At 62.5% G+C, this 16,908-nt stretch carries 32 protein-coding genes; 19 read left to right on the top strand and 13 right to left on the bottom strand.

Translation table 11 applies throughout. The features are described 5' to 3' along the window. Positions 1–506 precede the first annotated feature (506 nt). The 10 genes from AC1DZU_RS20005 to AC1DZU_RS19960 all read right to left on the bottom strand — a co-directional run bounded on the left by AC1DZU_RS20005 (position 507) and on the right by AC1DZU_RS19960 (position 4,118). A complete protein-coding gene (locus AC1DZU_RS20005; protein ID WP_477287595.1) occupies positions 507–842 on the bottom strand; it encodes a hypothetical protein in 336 nt (111 codons plus the stop codon). A gap of 1 nt (position 843) precedes the next feature. Continuing rightward, complete coding sequence (locus AC1DZU_RS20000) at positions 844–1,143, bottom strand: hypothetical protein (protein WP_477287593.1); 300 nt, start codon at positions 1,141–1,143, stop codon at positions 844–846. Further along, on the bottom strand, positions 1,109–1,609 hold the full coding sequence (locus tag AC1DZU_RS19995; RefSeq protein ID WP_477287591.1) for a hypothetical protein: 501 nt from the start codon (positions 1,607–1,609) through the stop codon (positions 1,109–1,111). The genes AC1DZU_RS20000 and AC1DZU_RS19995 overlap by 35 nt, the downstream gene beginning before the upstream one ends. A 153-nt stretch (positions 1,610–1,762) precedes the next feature. Next, complete coding sequence (locus AC1DZU_RS19990; protein WP_477287589.1) at positions 1,763–1,921, bottom strand: DUF3309 family protein; 159 nt, start codon at positions 1,919–1,921, stop codon at positions 1,763–1,765. A gap of 28 nt (positions 1,922–1,949) precedes the next feature. Continuing rightward, entirely contained in the window at positions 1,950–2,144 is a 195-nt protein-coding gene (locus AC1DZU_RS19985; RefSeq protein ID WP_477287587.1) for a hypothetical protein, read from the bottom strand. Beyond that, positions 2,134–2,622, bottom strand: coding sequence for a hypothetical protein (locus AC1DZU_RS19980; RefSeq protein ID WP_477287585.1), 489 nt, complete (start codon positions 2,620–2,622; stop codon positions 2,134–2,136). The genes AC1DZU_RS19985 and AC1DZU_RS19980 overlap by 11 nt, the downstream gene beginning before the upstream one ends. Beyond that, the gene (locus AC1DZU_RS19975) at positions 2,622–3,047 is read right to left on the bottom strand and encodes a hypothetical protein (protein WP_477287583.1); all 426 of its coding nucleotides are present in this window, start codon (positions 3,045–3,047) and stop codon (positions 2,622–2,624) included. Before AC1DZU_RS19975 ends, AC1DZU_RS19980 begins: the two co-directional genes overlap by 1 nt. Next, positions 3,047–3,370 (bottom strand): ubiquitination-like system serine protease family protein, encoded by a 324-nt coding sequence (locus AC1DZU_RS19970; RefSeq protein ID WP_477287581.1) that lies wholly within the window; start codon positions 3,368–3,370, stop codon positions 3,047–3,049. Before AC1DZU_RS19970 ends, AC1DZU_RS19975 begins: the two co-directional genes overlap by 1 nt. After that, on the bottom strand, positions 3,349–3,852 hold the full coding sequence (locus AC1DZU_RS19965; protein ID WP_477287579.1) for a glycoside hydrolase family protein: 504 nt from the start codon (positions 3,850–3,852) through the stop codon (positions 3,349–3,351). The genes AC1DZU_RS19970 and AC1DZU_RS19965 overlap by 22 nt, the downstream gene beginning before the upstream one ends. After that, the gene (locus AC1DZU_RS19960) at positions 3,849–4,118 is read right to left on the bottom strand and encodes a DUF7940 domain-containing protein (protein ID WP_477287577.1); all 270 of its coding nucleotides are present in this window, start codon (positions 4,116–4,118) and stop codon (positions 3,849–3,851) included. The genes AC1DZU_RS19965 and AC1DZU_RS19960 overlap by 4 nt, the downstream gene beginning before the upstream one ends. 267 nt (positions 4,119–4,385) lie before the next feature. On the opposite strand from AC1DZU_RS19960, the gene AC1DZU_RS19955 reads away from it, so the two are divergent. Further along, positions 4,386–5,390, top strand: a complete 1,005-nt coding sequence (locus AC1DZU_RS19955; protein WP_477287575.1) for a phosphatase PAP2 family protein — start codon at positions 4,386–4,388, stop codon at positions 5,388–5,390. Here AC1DZU_RS19955 and AC1DZU_RS19950 read toward each other — a convergent pair. The 3 genes from AC1DZU_RS19950 to AC1DZU_RS19940 all read right to left on the bottom strand — a co-directional run bounded on the left by AC1DZU_RS19950 (position 5,352) and on the right by AC1DZU_RS19940 (position 7,812). Then, complete coding sequence (locus tag AC1DZU_RS19950; RefSeq protein ID WP_477287573.1) at positions 5,352–6,566, bottom strand: hypothetical protein; 1,215 nt, start codon at positions 6,564–6,566, stop codon at positions 5,352–5,354. The two genes, AC1DZU_RS19955 and AC1DZU_RS19950, sit on opposite strands and share 39 nt — an antisense overlap. A gap of 114 nt (positions 6,567–6,680) precedes the next feature. Next, positions 6,681–7,091 carry a putative Ig domain-containing protein gene (locus tag AC1DZU_RS19945; RefSeq protein WP_477287571.1) on the bottom strand — a complete coding sequence of 137 codons (411 nt, stop codon included), beginning with the start codon at positions 7,089–7,091 and terminating at the stop codon, positions 6,681–6,683. Continuing rightward, positions 7,084–7,812 (bottom strand): hypothetical protein, encoded by a 729-nt coding sequence (locus AC1DZU_RS19940; protein ID WP_477287569.1) that lies wholly within the window; start codon positions 7,810–7,812, stop codon positions 7,084–7,086. The genes AC1DZU_RS19945 and AC1DZU_RS19940 overlap by 8 nt, the downstream gene beginning before the upstream one ends. A gap of 3 nt (positions 7,813–7,815) precedes the next feature. Here AC1DZU_RS19940 and AC1DZU_RS19935 point away from each other — a divergent pair, with 3 nt between their 5' ends. Genes AC1DZU_RS19935 through AC1DZU_RS19850 form a run of 18 tightly spaced genes read left to right on the top strand, consistent with a single transcriptional unit; the run spans position 7,816 to position 16,809 of the window. Beyond that, complete coding sequence (locus AC1DZU_RS19935) at positions 7,816–8,124, top strand: hypothetical protein (RefSeq protein WP_477287567.1); 309 nt, start codon at positions 7,816–7,818, stop codon at positions 8,122–8,124. Further along, on the top strand, positions 8,121–8,267 hold the full coding sequence (locus AC1DZU_RS19930; protein ID WP_477287565.1) for a hypothetical protein: 147 nt from the start codon (positions 8,121–8,123) through the stop codon (positions 8,265–8,267). Before AC1DZU_RS19935 ends, AC1DZU_RS19930 begins: the two co-directional genes overlap by 4 nt. Continuing rightward, the gene (locus AC1DZU_RS19925; protein ID WP_477287563.1) at positions 8,264–8,863 is read left to right on the top strand and encodes a hypothetical protein; all 600 of its coding nucleotides are present in this window, start codon (positions 8,264–8,266) and stop codon (positions 8,861–8,863) included. The genes AC1DZU_RS19930 and AC1DZU_RS19925 overlap by 4 nt, the downstream gene beginning before the upstream one ends. Beyond that, a complete protein-coding gene (locus AC1DZU_RS19920) occupies positions 8,853–9,791 on the top strand; it encodes a YqaJ viral recombinase family nuclease (RefSeq protein WP_477287561.1) in 939 nt (312 codons plus the stop codon). Before AC1DZU_RS19925 ends, AC1DZU_RS19920 begins: the two co-directional genes overlap by 11 nt. Further along, positions 9,778–10,548 (top strand): hypothetical protein, encoded by a 771-nt coding sequence (locus tag AC1DZU_RS19915; protein WP_477287559.1) that lies wholly within the window; start codon positions 9,778–9,780, stop codon positions 10,546–10,548. The genes AC1DZU_RS19920 and AC1DZU_RS19915 overlap by 14 nt, the downstream gene beginning before the upstream one ends. Before the next feature lie 30 nt (positions 10,549–10,578). After that, positions 10,579–11,769 (top strand): hypothetical protein, encoded by a 1,191-nt coding sequence (locus AC1DZU_RS19910; protein WP_477287557.1) that lies wholly within the window; start codon positions 10,579–10,581, stop codon positions 11,767–11,769. A gap of 3 nt (positions 11,770–11,772) precedes the next feature. Then, the gene (locus AC1DZU_RS19905) at positions 11,773–12,114 is read left to right on the top strand and encodes a hypothetical protein (protein ID WP_477287555.1); all 342 of its coding nucleotides are present in this window, start codon (positions 11,773–11,775) and stop codon (positions 12,112–12,114) included. Continuing rightward, positions 12,111–12,497, top strand: a complete 387-nt coding sequence (locus AC1DZU_RS19900; RefSeq protein WP_477287553.1) for a hypothetical protein — start codon at positions 12,111–12,113, stop codon at positions 12,495–12,497. Before AC1DZU_RS19905 ends, AC1DZU_RS19900 begins: the two co-directional genes overlap by 4 nt. Beyond that, a complete protein-coding gene (locus AC1DZU_RS19895) occupies positions 12,497–12,886 on the top strand; it encodes a hypothetical protein (protein WP_477287551.1) in 390 nt (129 codons plus the stop codon). The genes AC1DZU_RS19900 and AC1DZU_RS19895 overlap by 1 nt, the downstream gene beginning before the upstream one ends. A 17-nt stretch (positions 12,887–12,903) precedes the next feature. Continuing rightward, positions 12,904–13,137 (top strand): acyl carrier protein, encoded by a 234-nt coding sequence (locus AC1DZU_RS19890; RefSeq protein WP_477287549.1) that lies wholly within the window; start codon positions 12,904–12,906, stop codon positions 13,135–13,137. Then, positions 13,137–13,325, top strand: a complete 189-nt coding sequence (locus AC1DZU_RS19885) for a hypothetical protein (RefSeq protein ID WP_477287547.1) — start codon at positions 13,137–13,139, stop codon at positions 13,323–13,325. The genes AC1DZU_RS19890 and AC1DZU_RS19885 overlap by 1 nt, the downstream gene beginning before the upstream one ends. Further along, complete coding sequence (locus AC1DZU_RS19880) at positions 13,318–13,551, top strand: 3'-5' exonuclease (protein WP_477287545.1); 234 nt, start codon at positions 13,318–13,320, stop codon at positions 13,549–13,551. Before AC1DZU_RS19885 ends, AC1DZU_RS19880 begins: the two co-directional genes overlap by 8 nt. Next, a complete protein-coding gene (locus AC1DZU_RS19875) occupies positions 13,541–14,110 on the top strand; it encodes a hypothetical protein (RefSeq protein WP_477287543.1) in 570 nt (189 codons plus the stop codon). The genes AC1DZU_RS19880 and AC1DZU_RS19875 overlap by 11 nt, the downstream gene beginning before the upstream one ends. Beyond that, complete coding sequence (locus AC1DZU_RS19870; protein ID WP_477287541.1) at positions 14,110–14,613, top strand: hypothetical protein; 504 nt, start codon at positions 14,110–14,112, stop codon at positions 14,611–14,613. The genes AC1DZU_RS19875 and AC1DZU_RS19870 overlap by 1 nt, the downstream gene beginning before the upstream one ends. Continuing rightward, the gene (locus tag AC1DZU_RS19865) at positions 14,606–14,989 is read left to right on the top strand and encodes a DUF7736 domain-containing protein (RefSeq protein WP_477287539.1); all 384 of its coding nucleotides are present in this window, start codon (positions 14,606–14,608) and stop codon (positions 14,987–14,989) included. Before AC1DZU_RS19870 ends, AC1DZU_RS19865 begins: the two co-directional genes overlap by 8 nt. Then, complete coding sequence (locus AC1DZU_RS19860) at positions 14,989–15,204, top strand: helix-turn-helix domain-containing protein (RefSeq protein WP_477287537.1); 216 nt, start codon at positions 14,989–14,991, stop codon at positions 15,202–15,204. Before AC1DZU_RS19865 ends, AC1DZU_RS19860 begins: the two co-directional genes overlap by 1 nt. Beyond that, positions 15,197–16,180, top strand: coding sequence for a phage Gp37/Gp68 family protein (locus tag AC1DZU_RS19855; protein ID WP_477287535.1), 984 nt, complete (start codon positions 15,197–15,199; stop codon positions 16,178–16,180). Before AC1DZU_RS19860 ends, AC1DZU_RS19855 begins: the two co-directional genes overlap by 8 nt. Further along, positions 16,177–16,809 (top strand): J domain-containing protein, encoded by a 633-nt coding sequence (locus AC1DZU_RS19850; RefSeq protein ID WP_477287533.1) that lies wholly within the window; start codon positions 16,177–16,179, stop codon positions 16,807–16,809. The genes AC1DZU_RS19855 and AC1DZU_RS19850 overlap by 4 nt, the downstream gene beginning before the upstream one ends. The last annotated feature ends 99 nt before the right edge of the window (positions 16,810–16,908 follow it).

Here is a 16,908-nt window from a genome sequence, read left to right as displayed (position 1 = left end):
ATCGTCAAGCCCAGCATATTACCGAGATGGACGCGTGGGTCGTTCAACATCCTCGCGCTACCCGATCACAAACCACCGAGGCGTTCGAACAGATAATACACCGCGCCCGCGGACGCGGGGCTACGGTTAGCAACCATCTGGATGACCGCGCCCGCGATATTTCCATTCCACATGGAAATCCTCACGAGCAAGCGGAAGTGCAGCGCGCGCTGCAAAATTGGGGTGCACACGTCATCCTGGAAGGAGATGCAACCGGCGGGCCGCATTGGCACGTGGACTACACGCCACAAGTCGGGCCACCAATGGGGCGCAGGCCTTGATCGAGGTGCTGCTGCGAGAACGGCGGCCCAAAGCGGTGATGCCTAAGGCATTGAATTAATTGGCAGACCGCGGGAAACTGGTGCCCCCGGACGGAATTCCTGAAACGTGGGATTTCAATGACTTGCTGAAAAGTGGGCAGTCCGGCATTGCGCGATTTCATTATGTTTTTCGGGCTGGCTGTCCCACTATTCTGGCCGCGCCCTGACCGACCTCTCGCGCTCGATCTGCCGTTCCCTCGGCCATTCGCTGTGATCGACCGTCAGCGGATGGACGATCATGCCTATGCGCTTGTGGTCACGTCCGGCGGCGCGGCACTTCTGGCAAGAGAAATACCGCCCGATGTCCTGCACCAGGCACGAATGATCGAACCCGATGCGATGGCCGAGCGCGACCAGGTTGAGCCGGCTCTCATGGCGGCAGCCCGGCGTCTGGCAGTGGATCGTCGCCTCGTGGCCCGTCGCCAGCATCTTGCCGATGGTGTCGATCGACAGCGGATAGGTGATTTCGGGCAGCTTGAACATGCTACCGCCGGTGCTGTTCGATCGTCTCAATGCGCGCCTTGACGCCATCCGCGACCATCGATTGCTCGAGCGATTCCGCTTCGGCTTTGTTCCTTGTGGACAGCAGCGTGCGCCAGTGCGGCTTATCGTAGATGCTGACAACGTAAAGTGGTCCCGGTTTATCGCTCATCGAGCCGATATAGCGCAGCCCCAGACGCAGAAAAAGGCCCGATGCCGAAGCACCGGGCCAGTCTTGGGAGTAGCCCGGAACCGCCGGGCGCCGAGGGTTAGGCGGGCGGCGGCTTTCGGCGCAGATCGTCAAGCTCCCGTTTCATCTCTTGGATGACGTCGCGAGTGCCATAGACGGAGCCGAAGTCCTGCCGCAGCTCATCCAGCCGGCGATTGAAGTCTGCGGCTTGCTGGTCATAGGCGCGGTTTCGTTCCATCCATTCGGCGCGGGTGACGGTGCCCGATCGCAGATCCACAATGGCACTCTCCGTGCGAAGACGGTCTTCGGCGCCCCGATCTGTGCGCCATTTCATCTCTTGCTGGGAGACGGTGTTGGCGGCGAGCGTCTGGATGCTTTTCTGTGTCTCGACAATCGCCGCCTTCATGTCGAGATTTGCATCCCGGATCGGCGTCAATGCCTGGGTGACGAAGTAGCCCAGCACGCTCGACGCCACCCCGATGGCGAGGAAGATGACCGGCCATTGCGTCTTGTTGCGCTCGGCCAGATTGTTCGACAGCGCTGCGATTGACTGGTTGATCTGGTTGAAGCCGGTGCGCATCTCGACTTCGACATCGTTGATGCGTCGGCCCATGTTGGTGACACGCTCACCCATCGCCCCCTGAAAGGGATCTGGGTATTGTCGATGCGCATCCTCGGTTCCGTTTGCCATGTCATCCGCCATTTATTTCCCCACGCCCATGCACTGCGAAAATCAAATTCTACCGAGAAGCATCAGGATGAGCACCACGATCAGGATCACGCCGACAAGGCTACCGGGCGCCGGACCCCACGACGCCGAGTAGGGCCACGTGGGTAAAGCGCCGACCAGGATCAATATGAGGATCAAGATCAGGATTGCTGAGAGAGACATGGGGATGATGCTCCTTTCGTGGTTGCAGTTATCTGACCAGCGCGTTGATGGTCGTGGCTTTGGCATGATTCAGCCGCCGGCATTCACCGGATATCGCCCGGTCCTTCGCCCACAGGCGGCTCACCTCGTCATCAGGAATGAAGCGGTGCGGGACGTTGACGACCGTATCGCATTCGCGCATCACGCTCGGATCGACATGCTGTTTCGGCTGGTCAACGACCAAAGGCGTCGATACCGATCGACAGCCGGGCGGGGATGCCGCGCCCAGGCTTGCAAGCGCCAGCAGTATCACCAGCCGCTTTCGGGCCATTGTCTTCGTCCTTCTGTTGCCGGATGCGGTCTTCGAGGTCGGCGATACGCACGGTGTCAGCGTTCTGCTCGTCGGCGAGCTCTTGGGCCGCTGTATCGATTTCTGCCTGTTTGACCTTTGCCTTCGCGGCTGCGGCGATCTCGGCACGGCGCTGTTTCTCTTGCCAGACGAGACGTTCGTTGAGCTGGCCGGCGGCATATTCTCGATCGACACGGCCGTCGACGAAGCCGGCAAGCGCCGGCCCGGCGTAGGGGATGTCGCGCAGCGGCCCGATCGGCACGCCCTCGTAGTAGCCGACGATGCCGCCGGCGACGACCAGCGGAAGGCCGAAGCGTGATGTCGCGAAGGCGAGGAACGGCCCAACATAGGGGATTTCGGCGAGGGCGATCATTAGGCGTCCCTTAAAACGCCACGGTGCAGGAAGCCGTGGAAGCCGGGAACCCCGATCGATCCAGCGCCGGCCGAGCAGGTGTAGCCGTTCTTGTCGACATGGATCTCGCCGCCAAGCGTGCCGTGCCTCACCCAGCAGCGATGCTCTTTGTCGTCAGGCTTGGTGCAGTTGTTGGCGCGGCTGTCGATGTGCCACCAGGTCGTGCTGTTGATCACGCCTTCGTTGCTGTAGGGCACGATGCAGGCGACCGAGAGCCCGTCTGGCCCTTTCGGACCCGATTCGGAAACGAGTAAGGCACCGACCGGAAGATCATCGGTCTCTTCACCGGTATCGAGCTTGCGGTAGATCGCATGCATGATCCCATTGCCATCGTCTGGCGAATGACGGCCGGTGAATTCCCACCAGGTGCAGCGGTATTCGATCATCAGCAGCTCTCCCAAACACCGTCTGTCAGGTAGCCATGCCAGTGATTGCTCATGTCGACATTGTGGAGAAGGACCGAGGCTCGCACAGTCGGTTTGTCGCGGCTCCCATTCCAAGTCCACGCGCCAGGTCCAGCCACCTTGACGCCGCCGACCGATCGGCAGCCGCAAGGGCACTGGAAATGGAAGCCGGCCGGTTGGTGCTCGGCCGTTTCGTAGAATTTGATGGCACCGGCCGGGGCGCTCTCCGCGACGATGCTTTCGACCAGAGTGGCCTTGACAGGCTGGGTCTTGACCTCGCCCATCAATGCGAGCCCTTCAGGCAATACATCTGCTCCAGAGCTCGGCGCTTGGTCAGGCCGGGGAGCGGCTTCAGGACGCCGTGAACACGCGCCTTGTCATAGGCTGTGATTTTCAGGCAGGCCGCCTTGACGTTGCCGGCCCGCAGAAAGGCAGCGATCGAACCATTGCAGAAGGCGCCGTTGCCAAGATTGTAGGAGAAGTCGTTGAACGCCGCCTGCACGAAGACATCGAGGTTTTCATAGCCTGGCACACATTTGGCGTTGCCCTGCTCGTAGTGGGCCATACGCCGCTGCAGGAGCGCCCGGCACTCGGCCTCGGAGAACTTGCGGCCGACGGCATCCTTGGCGTTCTCCGTCTCGCCATAGCAGTACGTGAGAACCCCGACCGGATCACGATAGGCATAGGCCATGTAGCCTTCCTGTGGTGCCGCGATGGATGCAGCCAAGGCGATGCCAGCGGCAACGGCGGCAGCGCCACCAGCCTTCCTGTTGGTGCTATTCGTCATGGCTGCGTTCCCCTGAGATTGTTCTGCTGGACAATGCGGGCATAGATCGCCGCCATGGACACGAGGCCGGCGAGGCCGCCGAAAAGGTTGCGAGGGATGGGCAGGATGCCGTCGAGATACGGGACGGCGACCTCAAGCCCGGTCAGTACGATGACTGCCGCGTTGAGGCGCACGCTCCAGGCCCGCATCAAAATGCGCCTCCATTGCGGAAGCGGCGTCGGCACAGCAGCGGCAATCTTCTCCGTCACGGTCGGTTTGTCGGCCATTGCAGTTCCTTTCCGCCCTCGCGGGCAGGTTGCGTGATCGCGGAAGTTGAGTTTTTAGATTTTCAGGAGCATTCTCCTGCCGGGCGTGGGGAGACTTGCCGGGTTGGGGTTTCTGAGAACACTTTTGATCGTGGCGATTGGCGCTGCCTTAGCTGGCGGCTCAGTCAAGGTCGTTGAATGGATGACCCTTAGCCCACCAAAGCCGGCCATAACGGGCGATCCGCCGCCTCTGCCAATTGTCAAACAGAAGCCGGTGCGAAAATGGAAATGGCGCCTGACATAGCGGTACGAGCGCAGCGCTTCACGCCGGCTGCAAAACTTGCCGGCGTCTGTCTGGCCTATGCCGGCACCGCCGCGTTACTGTTTCCAACATCATTCCTGGCGGCCTTCGGCGACACCAGGATGCGGATCTATTATCTGCTGATGCCGTTGATGATGTTCCTCGGACTGGCATTCGCTGGCGTCATCAACCGGCCGAGCTCGCCCATCGGCTTCGTGCGTGACAAGATTAGGTCTCGGGGTGCCGGAGCGCTGATAACGATCGGCATCTTCATGCTTTGCCTTGCGGCGTTCACGGCCTACAAGCACGACTTTTCCGGCTTGGTGACGTTCTTCGCTGACCCTTTGTTCGCCCGTGTCGACGCCACCATTCATTTTGGCGATCCGTGGCGCGAGGCGCGATCTGTTCCGCTTCCCTGGCTGTTGGATCGGCTGCTCTATTCCTTTTACTCGCAGCTTTGGATCGTACTCGTGGCCGTCATCGTCATCGTTGCCGCGTGGCTGGAGAATGCCGCTGCGCGCCAGCGATATTTCACCGCGCTGATGGCGACAGCGCTGTTGCTCGGCGTCGTGGTCCGGTTGGCAGGCTCCTCGGCCGGGCCAGTATTCTACGATCGCCTGTTCGACCCTGATCTTTTCGAGGATCTCATGGAGTCTTTGAAGGCCAGCAATGCCGGGCCCGACATGCTTCAGATCACCGACTATCTCTATGAGTCCTACACCAGCAAACAGACGGTGGTCGGCAGCGGCATCTCGGCCATGCCAAGTTTCCACGTCGCAATGGTCACCTTGAACGCGCTTTTCCTCTGGAGCCTCAACCGCTGGGTCGGCGCCGTCGCCTGGCTCTACGCGGCGCTGATCATGTTCGGATCGGTCTATTTTGGCTGGCATTACGCTATCGACGGCTACGTCTCGATCGCAGCAGTTCTGCTGATCTGGCGCTGGGCAGGGCGCCTAGGTCAACGTCACCTTCGGATCGATATAGAACGTTGACGACGCTTTCGCCGCTTTCACGCGAACGTAGATCCAGCCCTTTTGCTGTGCCGTGAAGGCTTTAGACAGTTCGAACTTTGTCGTTGATCCGCCCCAGGTTCCGGAGCCGGCCGTTTGCCCGGCATGAGCGGCGAGCACATCTGCCTTACTATCGTTGACGAACGATGCCAGAGGCGACGAGGCGTCTCCCAGCTCTTGGATCTCCAGCCAGATTTCATCATCGAATGGAACGGCGCCACCGCCCCAGATGCATTGTAGGGTAGCTGTCACCGATGATCCGGTGGTGTCGTTCCAGACAGGGATCCACGGGCTTTCAAAGGGCGTGAACCAAGTCGTATTCGCGGATGTGACGATCTTCCATGCCAGCGGTGTCGTGCCGTCCGAAGCGCCGCCGGTGCGGACGATGGTCAGTTCTTCATCAAGGCTTCCGGCGTATTGGGTGCTGTTGACGTTGTAGTTCACGCCAGAGGAACCCGAGCGATAGGCGTCCATTTCCAAGGCAGGCGTCGTTGGCGTGGCGAATTTCGTCACGCTAGCATTGAGCTTGCAGTCGATCAGTTGCGCGCGACAATTGCCTGACGCCGTATTGCCGATAATGGTCTTGCCCGATCCGGCCGCGCTGAGATCGACGCCACGCAGGATGATGTCGCCAGCCCGCGCGCTGATCCAATCGATCAGGGTTGTCGGTATCGTCCCAAGCAATGCCGATGCCGTATTCATCCATCTGAAGATCACGGAACTTTGCAGCCTTATGCCCTGCCCTGTGGCGGCAAAGGAGGCGGTCGTGTTCCTCAGTTCGATATAGATGCCGTTGAATGCGCCGTTGCCCAGAGATATGCTGCCTGCTGCTCCAGTAGCTACCAGCCGCAGTGAACAGTCTTCGAAAATGAAGAGCCCGCTGGCGGTGCTCCCAACACTCATTGTTGGCGAACCGGCGCCGGTCGAGCAATTGAAGATGATGCCCTTGTACCATGCTCCTGTGCTGCCGGCGAAATTGATCGCGCTGGTGCCGGTTGTGGTGATGGTCGCCGTTGCTCTAAGATCGGCAGAGACGGGCGGAACCGTGCCACTGTGGTTCACGCAGATCACTTGCGTTGGGTTGGCGATGGTTCCTGGCGGCGTCAGCGTTATGGCTGACGCCTGTGTCTCGGCATGGTCTTCCGACACATAGAACACGTCGCCGGCAGCCTTGCCGGAAAATGCCGCCGCAAGCGTGGTGTAGGCGTTGGCCCAGTCGGCTCCGGTTCCGGCACCAGCGGCACCAGATCGAACGTAGTAAGCGGTCATCGATCAGGCCTCGTTGATGTAGCCGAATGGCGTCATCGATTGACGCGGGCCATTGCTGTTGATGTAGCCGCCGGGAACCATGGCCTGGCGGGTAGCGGCGGCGACGGCCACAGTGATTGTGAACGTCGGCAGATCGGCAGTGGCCAGAGCGGCATCAGTCACGCGCACCGACAGGCTGGCATAAGTGCCTTGAAGCGTCGGCGTGCCGGAAACGGCGCCGCTCGATGAGTTGATCGAAAGTCCCGCCGGCCAAGAGCCAACCAACGAATAAACATATGGCGTCGTGCCGCCGCTGGCCGTAGCCGTGAAGCCTGTGTATGCGGCATCTTCGGTGGCGGAGAGGACGGGCGTTCCAGCGATAGCAAGTTGGTGTCGGCCTGATCCGAAACCGATCAGTTGATTGACCCTAAGCATCGTTGGCGGCGTTCGTGGTGTAGAACAGCTTGATGCCGATCAGGCGCATGTCTTCGCTCATGTCGTCGTTGCCGTCCGACACGACACGCTGCACCCGGAAGAGACAGAGGTCGCCCTCGGCCGGAGAGCCCGCGATGGTCACCGCTGAGCTCTCGGCCGTCACCAAAAGTTCGAGCGCGCCAGATTGCGCATCGTCGGTGACAACAACAGGCGTTCCAACCGCGGTATCGAGCGCCTCATTGTCGGACCGAGCCACGCCCGCCAGCGAGATCGCGACACCGTCGGTGTCGGTCGCCGAGGTGGTCCACCATGCCTGGAATGTAACCGTGCCCTCATCCCAGCCCTTCGGCATGGCGATGTCGAACCACGCCTGTTCGGCCGTGGTGGCGTCGAAGTCGAGGACGGAGAAATTCACCTTGTTCGAAGAGGTCTCAACCTGGCCCGCCGCCGGTCCGTTCGTGGTTGCCGGCGTCATCGCCGAGGCAGGAATCCAGACCGTCTGCTTGCCGATCGCCTGCGCCGTGGTGGCGAGCTTGGCGTTGGTCACAACACCGTTGTCGATCGTCCAGGCTGCGCCGGAGCTGGTGACTGTGATGTCGCCATAATCGGCATCAGCAACGCTGGATTTCCTGGCGGCGCTCGTCGTCCTGTCGCTCGTGATGGTGCTGCGATGAACGACATTGCCGCCGCTCCCCTGACGTGGCCAGCCGGTCCCTACCATGTCGTGACGTCGAAAGCCGGCGGCGGCAACGGGTTGCCGAACATCTACATCGCGGCGCCGGACGACAAGAAGCTTGCCGCGATATGGGGCGGCGCCGACCAGCGTTTTGCCACAGCCTACCTCCTGGCGGCGGCGCCGGCCCTACATCAGGCGCTGGAAGCGATTAACGAGCGCATCCGCGAGGTTCGCATCGCGTTCGGTGCACCGGGCGACTACGGCTACGAGACAAAGGAGGGGAAGGCGCTTGCCGCCCTCTACACCGCCTACAATGAGGCACAGCCAGCGCTGCGCGCCAGCGAGGGCGCGTCATGATTATCGTGACCATCCTCAGCCTCGGCGCCGTCACCGCCGCGCTCCTCGCTCTGGCGGTCACGCTTGGCCACTGGCGGCCGGCGCCGATCCGTTCCGGCTTCGAGATCCGTTACGAGCACCGGCCGGGGAGGTCGATGCCGTGAGCACCTGCACTATGCCCGGATGCGATCGACCGCTGCATGTCAAGTTTCGCGGTCTCTGCCGGTCTCATTACCTGCGCTGGTATCGCCACGGCGACCCGCTCGCCGGCGGCACGGCGATGAATGCGACCGTCGAATGGCTGCTGTCGCACGTAGGCCACAAGGGCGCCGAGTGCTTGACCTGGCCTTTCTCTACAAATGGGGGCTACGGACAGACATGGTGGAACGGCAAACCGGCGCTCGCCAGCCGCGTCATGTGCACTCTGGCTCATGGCGAGCCACCGACGCCAGAGCACCACGCTGCGCATAGTTGCGGCAAGGGCGATGAGGGCTGCGTGCACCCGGAGCATCTGTCTTGGAAGACGCCGCTCGCGAACCAGCATGACAAGTTTTCCCACGGCACCACCAATCGGGGTGACCGTCACGGGATGTCGAAACTCACCGCCGACCAGGTGACGGCAATTCGTTCCCTTCGCTCATCTAGATCGACTGCGGAGCTTTCCCGGCAATTCGGCGTCACCCAGAAAACGATCAACGGCATTTTGGCCGGCCGATCGTGGGCATGGCTCCCTCACGAAGAGGGCAACCATGTCGATTGAAATCATTCGCCCGGCGGATCGAGTCTCATGGTTAGCCGCGCGTCAGAAAGACGTGACGGCCAGTGTCGCAGCTTCGCTCTTGGGTGTGCACCCATATGTCTCGCCCTATGCGCTCTTCATGGAGAAGACCGGCCGTCTTTCCCCCGACGACGGAGAGACCGAGGCGATGGAACGCGGCAACCTGATGGAGCCCGTTGTCGTCGCCATGATCCGGAAGCGTTTCCCGGATTGGACGGTGACCTACGAGAACGACCGCGCGTACTACCGTGATCCCGCCCGGCGCATCGGCGCCACCCCGGACGCCTTCCTGGAGCGGCCGGACCGCGCCGGTACCGGGAACTGCCAGATAAAATCCGCCTCGGAGGAGGCATTCAAACAGTTCTGGCTTGATCCCGATACCGGCGATGTGGTGCCGCCGACCTGGATCGCCGTCCAGGCGATCACCGAGGCCCAGCTGACCGGCTGCGCATGGGCCTGCGTTGCGCTGGTGGTGATCACTTGGCGCGGCACCTTCCAGCTGCACATCATCGATATCCCGATCCACCTCCGGCTGTGGAACCGCATCATCACCAAGGTCGACGAGTTCTGGACGATGGTGGCGAGCGGCGAGGAACCCGATCCGGACTGGCAGCGTGATGGTGACGTCGTCATGGACGTCTACCGCGATAGCATGCCGGAGCGGCGCGATCTCAGCGGAGACGACTCCATCGACACAGCAGTGGCCGAATACCGCGCCTGCAAGGAAGCCGCGAGCGCGGCGACGAAACTAGCCGACAGCCTTCGCCCCATCATCATCCGTGCCCTCGGCAACGCCGAGATCGGCCTGACCGCCAACTGGGAGGTCTCAGCGCGGACCTCCTTCCGGAACGCATCGCAATCGCGCGTGCTGCGCGTCAAACCACGGAGAGATCTCAATGGAAGTTTCTAGCGCCCCATCTGTCGTCGGGCCCGGCCACAATCTGGCGACGACAGCCGACATCCTGCGCGACCGCTTCAAGCCGGTGCTCGACGAGGTCGAGGATCTCGCAAAGCGTGCCACCGCCGCCAAGAACGCGCTGACGGACGGGGTCATCAGCAACGACAGCGAGCGTGATCCACTGATCGCGCTGGGCATCGAAGCGAGAAAGCTTGCGAAGCGGCTCGGCGAAACGAAGCTGGCGACGACGAAGCCGTTGCGCGACGAGGTCACCGAAACCAATCGGTTCTTCGACACCATCACGGTACGCCCGGAGACGATCCAGTCGGCGTTCGAAACCATCGTCGGCAAGTATGACGCGAAAAAGCGGGAAGAGGCGAGGGTGGCAGCGGCCGAGGTCGCCAAGCTCGCCCAGGAAGAGGCGAAGCGCAAGCTCGAGGAAGCCGCAGCATCGAGCCATAGCGTCCTCGGAGATGTCCTCATGCAGGAAGCCGTCGACGCCGAACACAAGGCGGCTGTTCTTGTCAACGAAGCCGTCACCGCCGGCAGCGGCCCCACTCGTACCGAAGTGGGTACCGTGTCGGCCAAGGCGACATGGACGCACCGCATCACGGAGCCGTCGAAGATCCCGCTGGAGAAGCTGCGGCCGTACATGTCGATCGACGACATCGACAAGTTCGTCAGGGCCTACGTCCGCGCCAACAAGAACACGGCGCCGTTGCCTGGCGTCGAGATTTTCCAAGACCAGAAGACTTCATTCCGCGGCTGATCGCCGGCGGCCAACAGGAGAACCGATACGATGAACACCCAATCGAAGGCCGTCGAAACCGTCGACCGCGGCACCGGCGAACTCACCACGCTGCCGCCAGGCATGGGAGGCAATCAGAGCCTCGCCGTCCAGCTGGCAATGGCGGAACTCAACCAGGACGTCATCACGGCCAGGGCGTTCCCGCGTTCGGTCGCCAATGTGATGCGCAACATCACCGAGCTCGTCATGCTTGACGAGCAGACTGCCAAGGAATGCGTCTATGCGGTGCCGCGTGACGGCAAGACCATCCGGGGTCCCTCGATCCGGCTCGCCGAGATCATCGCGAGCAGTTGGGGTAATGCCCACTGCGCCTCCCGCGTCGTCCACGTCGACAAGATCGAGAAGTACGTCGAATCGGAAGGCGTCTTCCACGACCTCGAAACCGGCCTGAAACGCACCGCACGGACCCGCAAGAACATCTCGAAGCGTGACGGCGGCCTATACAGCCAGGACATGATCATGACCGCCGGTAATGCGGCGGCCTCGATCGCCATGCGCGAGGCCATCCTGAAGGGCGTCCCCAAGGCGGTCTGGCGGCAGGCCTTCGATCACGCGGAAAACGTCATCAGAGGTGACGTCACCACGCTGGTGGAGCGCCGCGAGGAGGCCATGAAGGCGCTCGCCGGCATCGGCGTCGCCCCGGAGCGGGTGTTCGCCGCGGTTGGTGTCGCCGGCCTCGAGGAGATCGGCCTTGAGGAACTCGCGGACCTTTACGCGATGTACCAGGGCGTCAAGAACAGGGAGACAGACGTCGACGAGGTCTTCCCGGCGGTAAAGAAGACCGGCGATCAACCCACCGGCCTGAAGGGCAAGCTCGATCAGCTCGCCGGCGATGACGCCACCACAAAGAAACCCGCTGCCGACAAAGCAGCGCCGAAATCGGATGCCGGTTCTTCTCCGGCCGGCTCCGACAAACCCGGAAAGGCCTCCACCCCCCAGGCCGCTTCCGGGCAGCAGCCGTCGTCCGGCAAGCCCACCCCTGCTGAGCCGGACGACGGCGACCCCATCGCGAAGGCGACCCGCATGGGTCGCGCCGCCTACCGCCGCAACATGAGCAAGAAGGCGATCCCGGTCGACTTCAAGGCGGAGGGCAGGGAGGCGGAGCGCCAGGCCTGGCTCGACGGCTTCGTCGCCGAGGAAGACGCCGAGGCGCCGGAGCCCGGCAGCACGGAGGAGGATTGAGACATGTGGAACCCTAGGAAGGCCAGGCGCGACGTCGCGCTGACCGACGCCGAACTTGAACCGGAGATGGCGGTTTCGATTCTCGACCGCAGCGCGAACTCGGTCACCAGCACGCTGGACCGTTTTCGCGCCGAAGAGGTCAGGTTGGAGCGGGATATCGCGGAGTTGACGGAACGGCTCCGGCAGACCCGGGTTGCGATCACGGCGTTTGATGCCGCCGGCGCCATCCTGGAGGGCGGCAAGGATGTTGCCGCATCACCACCGGCCAAGATCGGTCGGCTGGTCCCGCGTGCGGTGCCGGAGCAACCGACCATCGTGCACACCCACACGGACATCCGGGCATGACCGTCGAAATCCATGCTTCCGACGTCGCCACGTTCGCGAATGGCCGCAAGGTCGTCTCGGTCACCAAGCCCGGCACTATGAAGATGCCGAGCCGCACTGGGCCGATCGACGCGACATTCAAGGTCGGCGACGTCATGCTCGTCGATGCCAGCGGACGCGCCATTGTGGCGCCGCTGAGTTTCACCGGCGCTACCGAGATCGCGCGGCTCGTCATCGAGGGTGACCCTCATGCGGTGACGGACAGCCATTCGCTGCGCGCACTGGCGACGGCCGTGATCGGCTTCGCCGCCCAGGTGGTGGCGCCGGAGCCGGTCCGAGAGCCACCACCGCCAGACCAGACGGCGTTCCTGAATGGCATGCCGACCAACGAGGAGAGAATTTGATGGTGAAGTTTCGCAAAGGCGACCGCGTGTCGATCGAGACGACGGTTCGGTACGATCAGAGCGACGATGGTCACGTATTTGTCGATATCGGCAGCGGCGCGGTTGTTGACTCTGCGCGGCTCACCATGATCGCACCGCGCTTTGATGTGGGGGAATTCATCGCCGCAATGGATAGCCTCGGCAACGAGGCTGGCGGCCACGTCAAGGCTGTCTGCGACACAATGGTCTGGGTGAAGCATCCCAGCGGTGAATACGCGACGTACGAGGCCACCAAGGTTCACCGGCTCGATCCGCCCGAGCCGGCAATCGTCGAACCGGCGCCTGTCCCGGTTGAGATCGATATCCCTGCACCGCTCGAGGCGGCGCCAGCGGAAGACCTGCCCTTCTGACAACCGAGGAAATCCCCATGACCATCGCAGACCGCGTGAAGACAATCATCGTCGACCATCTCAGCATCGACACCGACAAGGTGGTCGATCAGGCGTCGTTCATCGAAGACCTCGGCGCCGACAGCCTCGACCTCGTCGAGCTCGTCATGTGCTTCGAGGAGGAGTTCAACATCGAGATCGCCGATGCCGACGCCGAAACCATCTTCACGGTTCGTGAGGCCGTCGCCTACGTCGAGAAGGCGATCGGGTGATGGCCTCGATCGAGATCAGCCCAATCGAAGTGCTGGCGCTGAAGAAGCTCGCGCTGATCAACGGCGCGCTGGCGCAGAGTCTGAAAGACGCCGGCGCAAAGCGTGAGCAGACCGCGCTTCTTCTGGTGCTGATGGATGTCGCGGCGCGTGCGGACCTCGCGAACCAGACGGGAGGCGCGCGTGGCTGACCCGCTCACCCTCATCCGCGTCGTCGACACCGAAACCACCGGCATCGACGATCCCGCCGAGATGGTGGAGGTAGGTTGGACCGATGTCCGCCTGTTCCCTGACGGCTGGGCGATCGAGCGCGGGCCGATATCGCGGCTGGTCAACCCGGGCATGCCGATCAGCTTCCCGGCGATGGCAGTTCACCACATCACCGATGCGGTAGCAGGGGGGGGGTATGGACCCTGATCAGGCGCGTGCTGAGATAGTCGCCGGCGCCGATATCCTCTGCGCACACAACGCCGCGTTCGACAGCCGGTTCATTCGCGGTCACAACTTGCCTTGGATCTGCACCTTCAAGGCGGCGCGTACCGCCTGGCCGGAGATGCAGTCGCACGGCAACGGATCGATCCGCTACGAGCGCGGCCTCTGTCTCGACGACCCCCGGACGGAGCCGTCGCATCGCGCCGGCCCTGACACTTGGATCACCGCCCACATTCTCCTTGACCTCCTGAAGCTCTACACGCCCGAGATGCTGATCGACATGTCGACGAAGCCGGTCACGCTGATGAAGGTCGGTTTCGGCGAGCACTACGGCAAGCGCTGGTCCGAGGTGCCGACCAAATATCTCGACTGGATCCTGCATAAATCGGACATGCCGACCGATCCCACGAAGGAAGACACGGTCCACACCGCGCGCCTGGAATGGGTGAAGCGGACATCCGATCCCCAACCGCAACAGCCACGGGCACAGGTTGAAGTCGTCGATCCGGATGCCTGGCGCAAGACCATCGGGGGAAGCTTCTGATGGGCGATGCCGAGATCTATGTGCCCGGCGTTTGGCGCTGCCCGAAATGCCGTTTCAGGCTGATCCAGGCGAATCTCAATACGCACGACGGGACGGTCACGGCGCGGGACAACCCCGGTGATCGCTGTCCGAACTGCTCCGGGCCGCTGTGGCGCGTCACATGGAAGGATGAGGCCGAGGAGAACCTCGACATTGGCATTCAGCAGGTCTCGCGAGCAGTTGCCGCTGAGAAGCGATGCCAAGAACTCCTCGAGGCAAACAACCGCTTTGAGCAGGATGGCCGAAACTGGCGGATCGTAGAGCGTCTGCGTGTCGGCGAGGGCAGCTCGGTCGAGATCCTCTGCGACAACGCCGATTTCAACGGCCAGCCCAACAATGCAGTGGTCTGCAACGGCGACTGGACCGACTGGCAGAGCATCAGATTCACCGGCGACACCATCGCGGCCGCGCTTGGCGCCGCGATGGTCGCCTTCACTCAATGGAGCAGGAAGAGTCATGACTGAGCAAGCTTTCCCCACGCGCGACGTTCTATCGACCGTCACCGGCCGCCTCATGGGCGAGATCGGCGGCGTCTATGAAGTGCTCAACTGGATGACGGGCGAGAGCGTCTATACGCATCAGATCCCCCGCATCAGTCGCGAGGCGACACCTGTCGTCCTGAACCTTCACCCTGAGCTTCAGGAAGCGATCACCGAAGCCGAGCAGGTCAATCCTGAAAATGTGTTCGCGTGGCGCGACACATGGGAGAAGCGCTACGGCCTCACGATCACCGTTCCGAAGATGACGATCGCCGAACACGAGCGGATCGATCCTGTGTCGGAGCTGGCCGAGATGGTTCCTCCGGACAAGATCATTGTCGTCAACGTGGACGACGTGTGATGCCTGGCCTCCGCGAAGCCAAGATGGAGCAGCTGCTCGACGCGATGGAGCAGGGCGTCGTGACCGCCGATGCGCTGGCACAGCAAGCCGAATGCTCCGAGCGGACCGTCTACCGCTACGTCCGCGAGCTGCGCGCCCACGGCCACAACATCCTGTCAGGCGCCGGCTACGGCTACCTGCTGAAGAAGCGCGCATCGGAGGCGGCCAATGGGTGAGATCACCGCAATTTCATGGTGCGACCACACCTTCAATCCGTGGATCGGCTGCACGAAGGTCTCGCCGGCGTGCGACGGTTGCTATGCCGAGGCGCTGATGGACAAGCGTTACGGCAAGGTCAAGTGGGGTGCACCTGGTCAAGGTGTAGGCACGCGCGTCCGGACCTCGATCGGCAATTGGCATCAACCGATCAAGTGGAACCGGAAGGCGATGGAGGTCGGAACTCGGCCGTTCGTGTTCTGCTCCAGCCTCGCCGACGTGTTCGACAATCAGATCCAGACGGCGTGGCGCACCGATCTGTTCGAACTCATCCGCGCGACGCCGCAACTTGTCTGGTTGCTGCTGACGAAGCGGCCGCAGAACATCGTTCGCATGTACGGTGCGGCCTTCGACATGGCTTGGCCGCGAAACGCCGCGATCGGCACGACGGTCGAGGATCAGGAGCGCGCGGACCTCAACATCCCGCGCCTCCTTGAGGCCAAAGCGGAATTGAAACCGGTCTTCGCATTCCTCTCGTGCGAGCCGCTGTTGGGACCGATCCATATAGCCGAATACCTGCCGATCGGCTCATTCAATGGGCTGTTGCCTCGCGAGCAGAGCGCCATCGATTGGGTGATCACAGGCGGCGAGACCGATCAGGGCGGCCACAAAGCGCGCCCGACGCATCCTGACTGGCTCCGCAGCCTTCGCAATCAGTGCGCCGCCGCCGGCGTCGCCTACCACCACAAGCAGAACGGCGAGTGGGCACCCGGCGAATGCTCAGACCGGCGGCAGACGCGAACCGAGGAGGTCGCGACCTATTTCGACGAATCTTGGGGTAAGCCCGCGCATTGGGATTTCGGCCGCATCACGCCTCGCAACAGCGAGGAGATGCATCGGGATGACGAACCGGATGTCTGGCGGCTGGGAAAGAAGCACTCAGGCCGGATGCTCGATGGCGTCGAGCACAACGCCAGACCGCTGGTGCAGCTATGAGCGTTTCAGCCTATCCGCTCCAATGGCCTGCCGGTCGCCCGCGCAAGCCCGCCGGCGTTCGCGTCCCAGGCAAGTTCAACACCAAACGCGACAACGGTCGCTATCGTGAGACGAAGGCCCTGACGGTCGCAGACGCCCTATCGCGCTTGCAGGACGAACTCGACCGGCTGGGCGCACGATATCCGGTGATCAGCACGAACCTTGAAACGCGACTTGATGGCATGCCGCGCTCCGGACAGTCCGAACCGGCGGACCCAGGCGTTGCCCTCTATTTCCAGCTTCAGGGCAAGCCGCATTGCATGCCGTGCGACACCTACACCAAGGTAGCGCAGAACATTGCCGCCATTGCGGCTCATATCGAGGCCACGAGAGCGATTGAGCGCTACGGCGTGTCGTCGGTCGCCGAGATGTTCGCAGGCTTCACGGCCCTGCCTGCGCCTGGTGCGCGCCGCCCGTGGCGAGAAGTGTTCAAAGTCGATGGCACCGTGCCGACCACCGCCGCCGGCGTGGAGAGCCGCTATCGCTCTCTGGCGAAGGCACGCCATCCCGACAGCCCTGGCGGCTCGCACGACGCAATGGCCGAACTGAACGCGGCCAGAGAACAAGCCCTCAAAGAGATAGGTGCGTGATGGCAGAACCGGAAGAACCGCCGACCCCGTCGATGGACGACAAGGCGACGCCGTCGCCGCCGACGCGGACCACGGAGCAATACGATGCCGACTGCCGAG

This window comes from Mesorhizobium sp. P2_A12 (assembly GCF_056405075.1).
This window is presented reverse-complemented; position numbering and strand designations above follow the sequence as displayed.

Bases quoted from the DNA above. Each gene is read 5' to 3' on its own strand.
- AC1DZU_RS19975 (WP_477287583.1), bottom strand. From the start codon at position 3,047: ATGATCGAATACCGCTGCACCTGGTGGGAATTCACCGGCCGTCATTCG.
- AC1DZU_RS19915 (WP_477287559.1), top strand. From the start codon at position 9,778: ATGGAAGTTTCTAGCGCCCCATCTGTCGTCGGGCCCGGCCACAATCTG.
- AC1DZU_RS19905 (WP_477287555.1), top strand. From the start codon at position 11,773: ATGTGGAACCCTAGGAAGGCCAGGCGCGACGTCGCGCTGACCGACGCC.
- AC1DZU_RS19965 (WP_477287579.1), bottom strand. From the start codon at position 3,852: ATGACGAATAGCACCAACAGGAAGGCTGGTGGCGCTGCCGCCGTTGCC.
- AC1DZU_RS19945 (WP_477287571.1), bottom strand. From the start codon at position 7,091: ATGCTTAGGGTCAATCAACTGATCGGTTTCGGATCAGGCCGACACCAA.
- AC1DZU_RS19855 (WP_477287535.1), top strand. From the start codon at position 15,197: ATGGGTGAGATCACCGCAATTTCATGGTGCGACCACACCTTCAATCCG.
- AC1DZU_RS19900 (WP_477287553.1), top strand. From the start codon at position 12,111: ATGACCGTCGAAATCCATGCTTCCGACGTCGCCACGTTCGCGAATGGC.
- AC1DZU_RS19910 (WP_477287557.1), top strand. From the start codon at position 10,579: ATGAACACCCAATCGAAGGCCGTCGAAACCGTCGACCGCGGCACCGGC.
- AC1DZU_RS19860 (WP_477287537.1), top strand. From the start codon at position 14,989: ATGCCTGGCCTCCGCGAAGCCAAGATGGAGCAGCTGCTCGACGCGATG.
- AC1DZU_RS19895 (WP_477287551.1), top strand. From the start codon at position 12,497: ATGGTGAAGTTTCGCAAAGGCGACCGCGTGTCGATCGAGACGACGGTT.
- AC1DZU_RS19960 (WP_477287577.1), bottom strand. From the start codon at position 4,118: ATGGCCGACAAACCGACCGTGACGGAGAAGATTGCCGCTGCTGTGCCG.
- AC1DZU_RS19870 (WP_477287541.1), top strand. From the start codon at position 14,110: ATGGGCGATGCCGAGATCTATGTGCCCGGCGTTTGGCGCTGCCCGAAA.
- AC1DZU_RS19920 (WP_477287561.1), top strand. From the start codon at position 8,853: ATGTCGATTGAAATCATTCGCCCGGCGGATCGAGTCTCATGGTTAGCC.
- AC1DZU_RS19940 (WP_477287569.1), bottom strand. From the start codon at position 7,812: ATGGTAGGGACCGGCTGGCCACGTCAGGGGAGCGGCGGCAATGTCGTT.
- AC1DZU_RS19885 (WP_477287547.1), top strand. From the start codon at position 13,137: ATGGCCTCGATCGAGATCAGCCCAATCGAAGTGCTGGCGCTGAAGAAG.
- AC1DZU_RS19850 (WP_477287533.1), top strand. From the start codon at position 16,177: ATGAGCGTTTCAGCCTATCCGCTCCAATGGCCTGCCGGTCGCCCGCGC.
- AC1DZU_RS19995 (WP_477287591.1), bottom strand. From the start codon at position 1,609: ATGCGCACCGGCTTCAACCAGATCAACCAGTCAATCGCAGCGCTGTCG.
- AC1DZU_RS20005 (WP_477287595.1), bottom strand. From the start codon at position 842: ATGTTCAAGCTGCCCGAAATCACCTATCCGCTGTCGATCGACACCATC.
- AC1DZU_RS19955 (WP_477287575.1), top strand. From the start codon at position 4,386: ATGGCGCCTGACATAGCGGTACGAGCGCAGCGCTTCACGCCGGCTGCA.
- AC1DZU_RS19875 (WP_477287543.1), top strand. From the start codon at position 13,541: ATGGACCCTGATCAGGCGCGTGCTGAGATAGTCGCCGGCGCCGATATC.
- AC1DZU_RS19980 (WP_477287585.1), bottom strand. From the start codon at position 2,622: ATGATCGCCCTCGCCGAAATCCCCTATGTTGGGCCGTTCCTCGCCTTC.
- AC1DZU_RS19990 (WP_477287589.1), bottom strand. From the start codon at position 1,921: ATGTCTCTCTCAGCAATCCTGATCTTGATCCTCATATTGATCCTGGTC.
- AC1DZU_RS19930 (WP_477287565.1), top strand. From the start codon at position 8,121: ATGATTATCGTGACCATCCTCAGCCTCGGCGCCGTCACCGCCGCGCTC.
- AC1DZU_RS19890 (WP_477287549.1), top strand. From the start codon at position 12,904: ATGACCATCGCAGACCGCGTGAAGACAATCATCGTCGACCATCTCAGC.
- AC1DZU_RS19865 (WP_477287539.1), top strand. From the start codon at position 14,606: ATGACTGAGCAAGCTTTCCCCACGCGCGACGTTCTATCGACCGTCACC.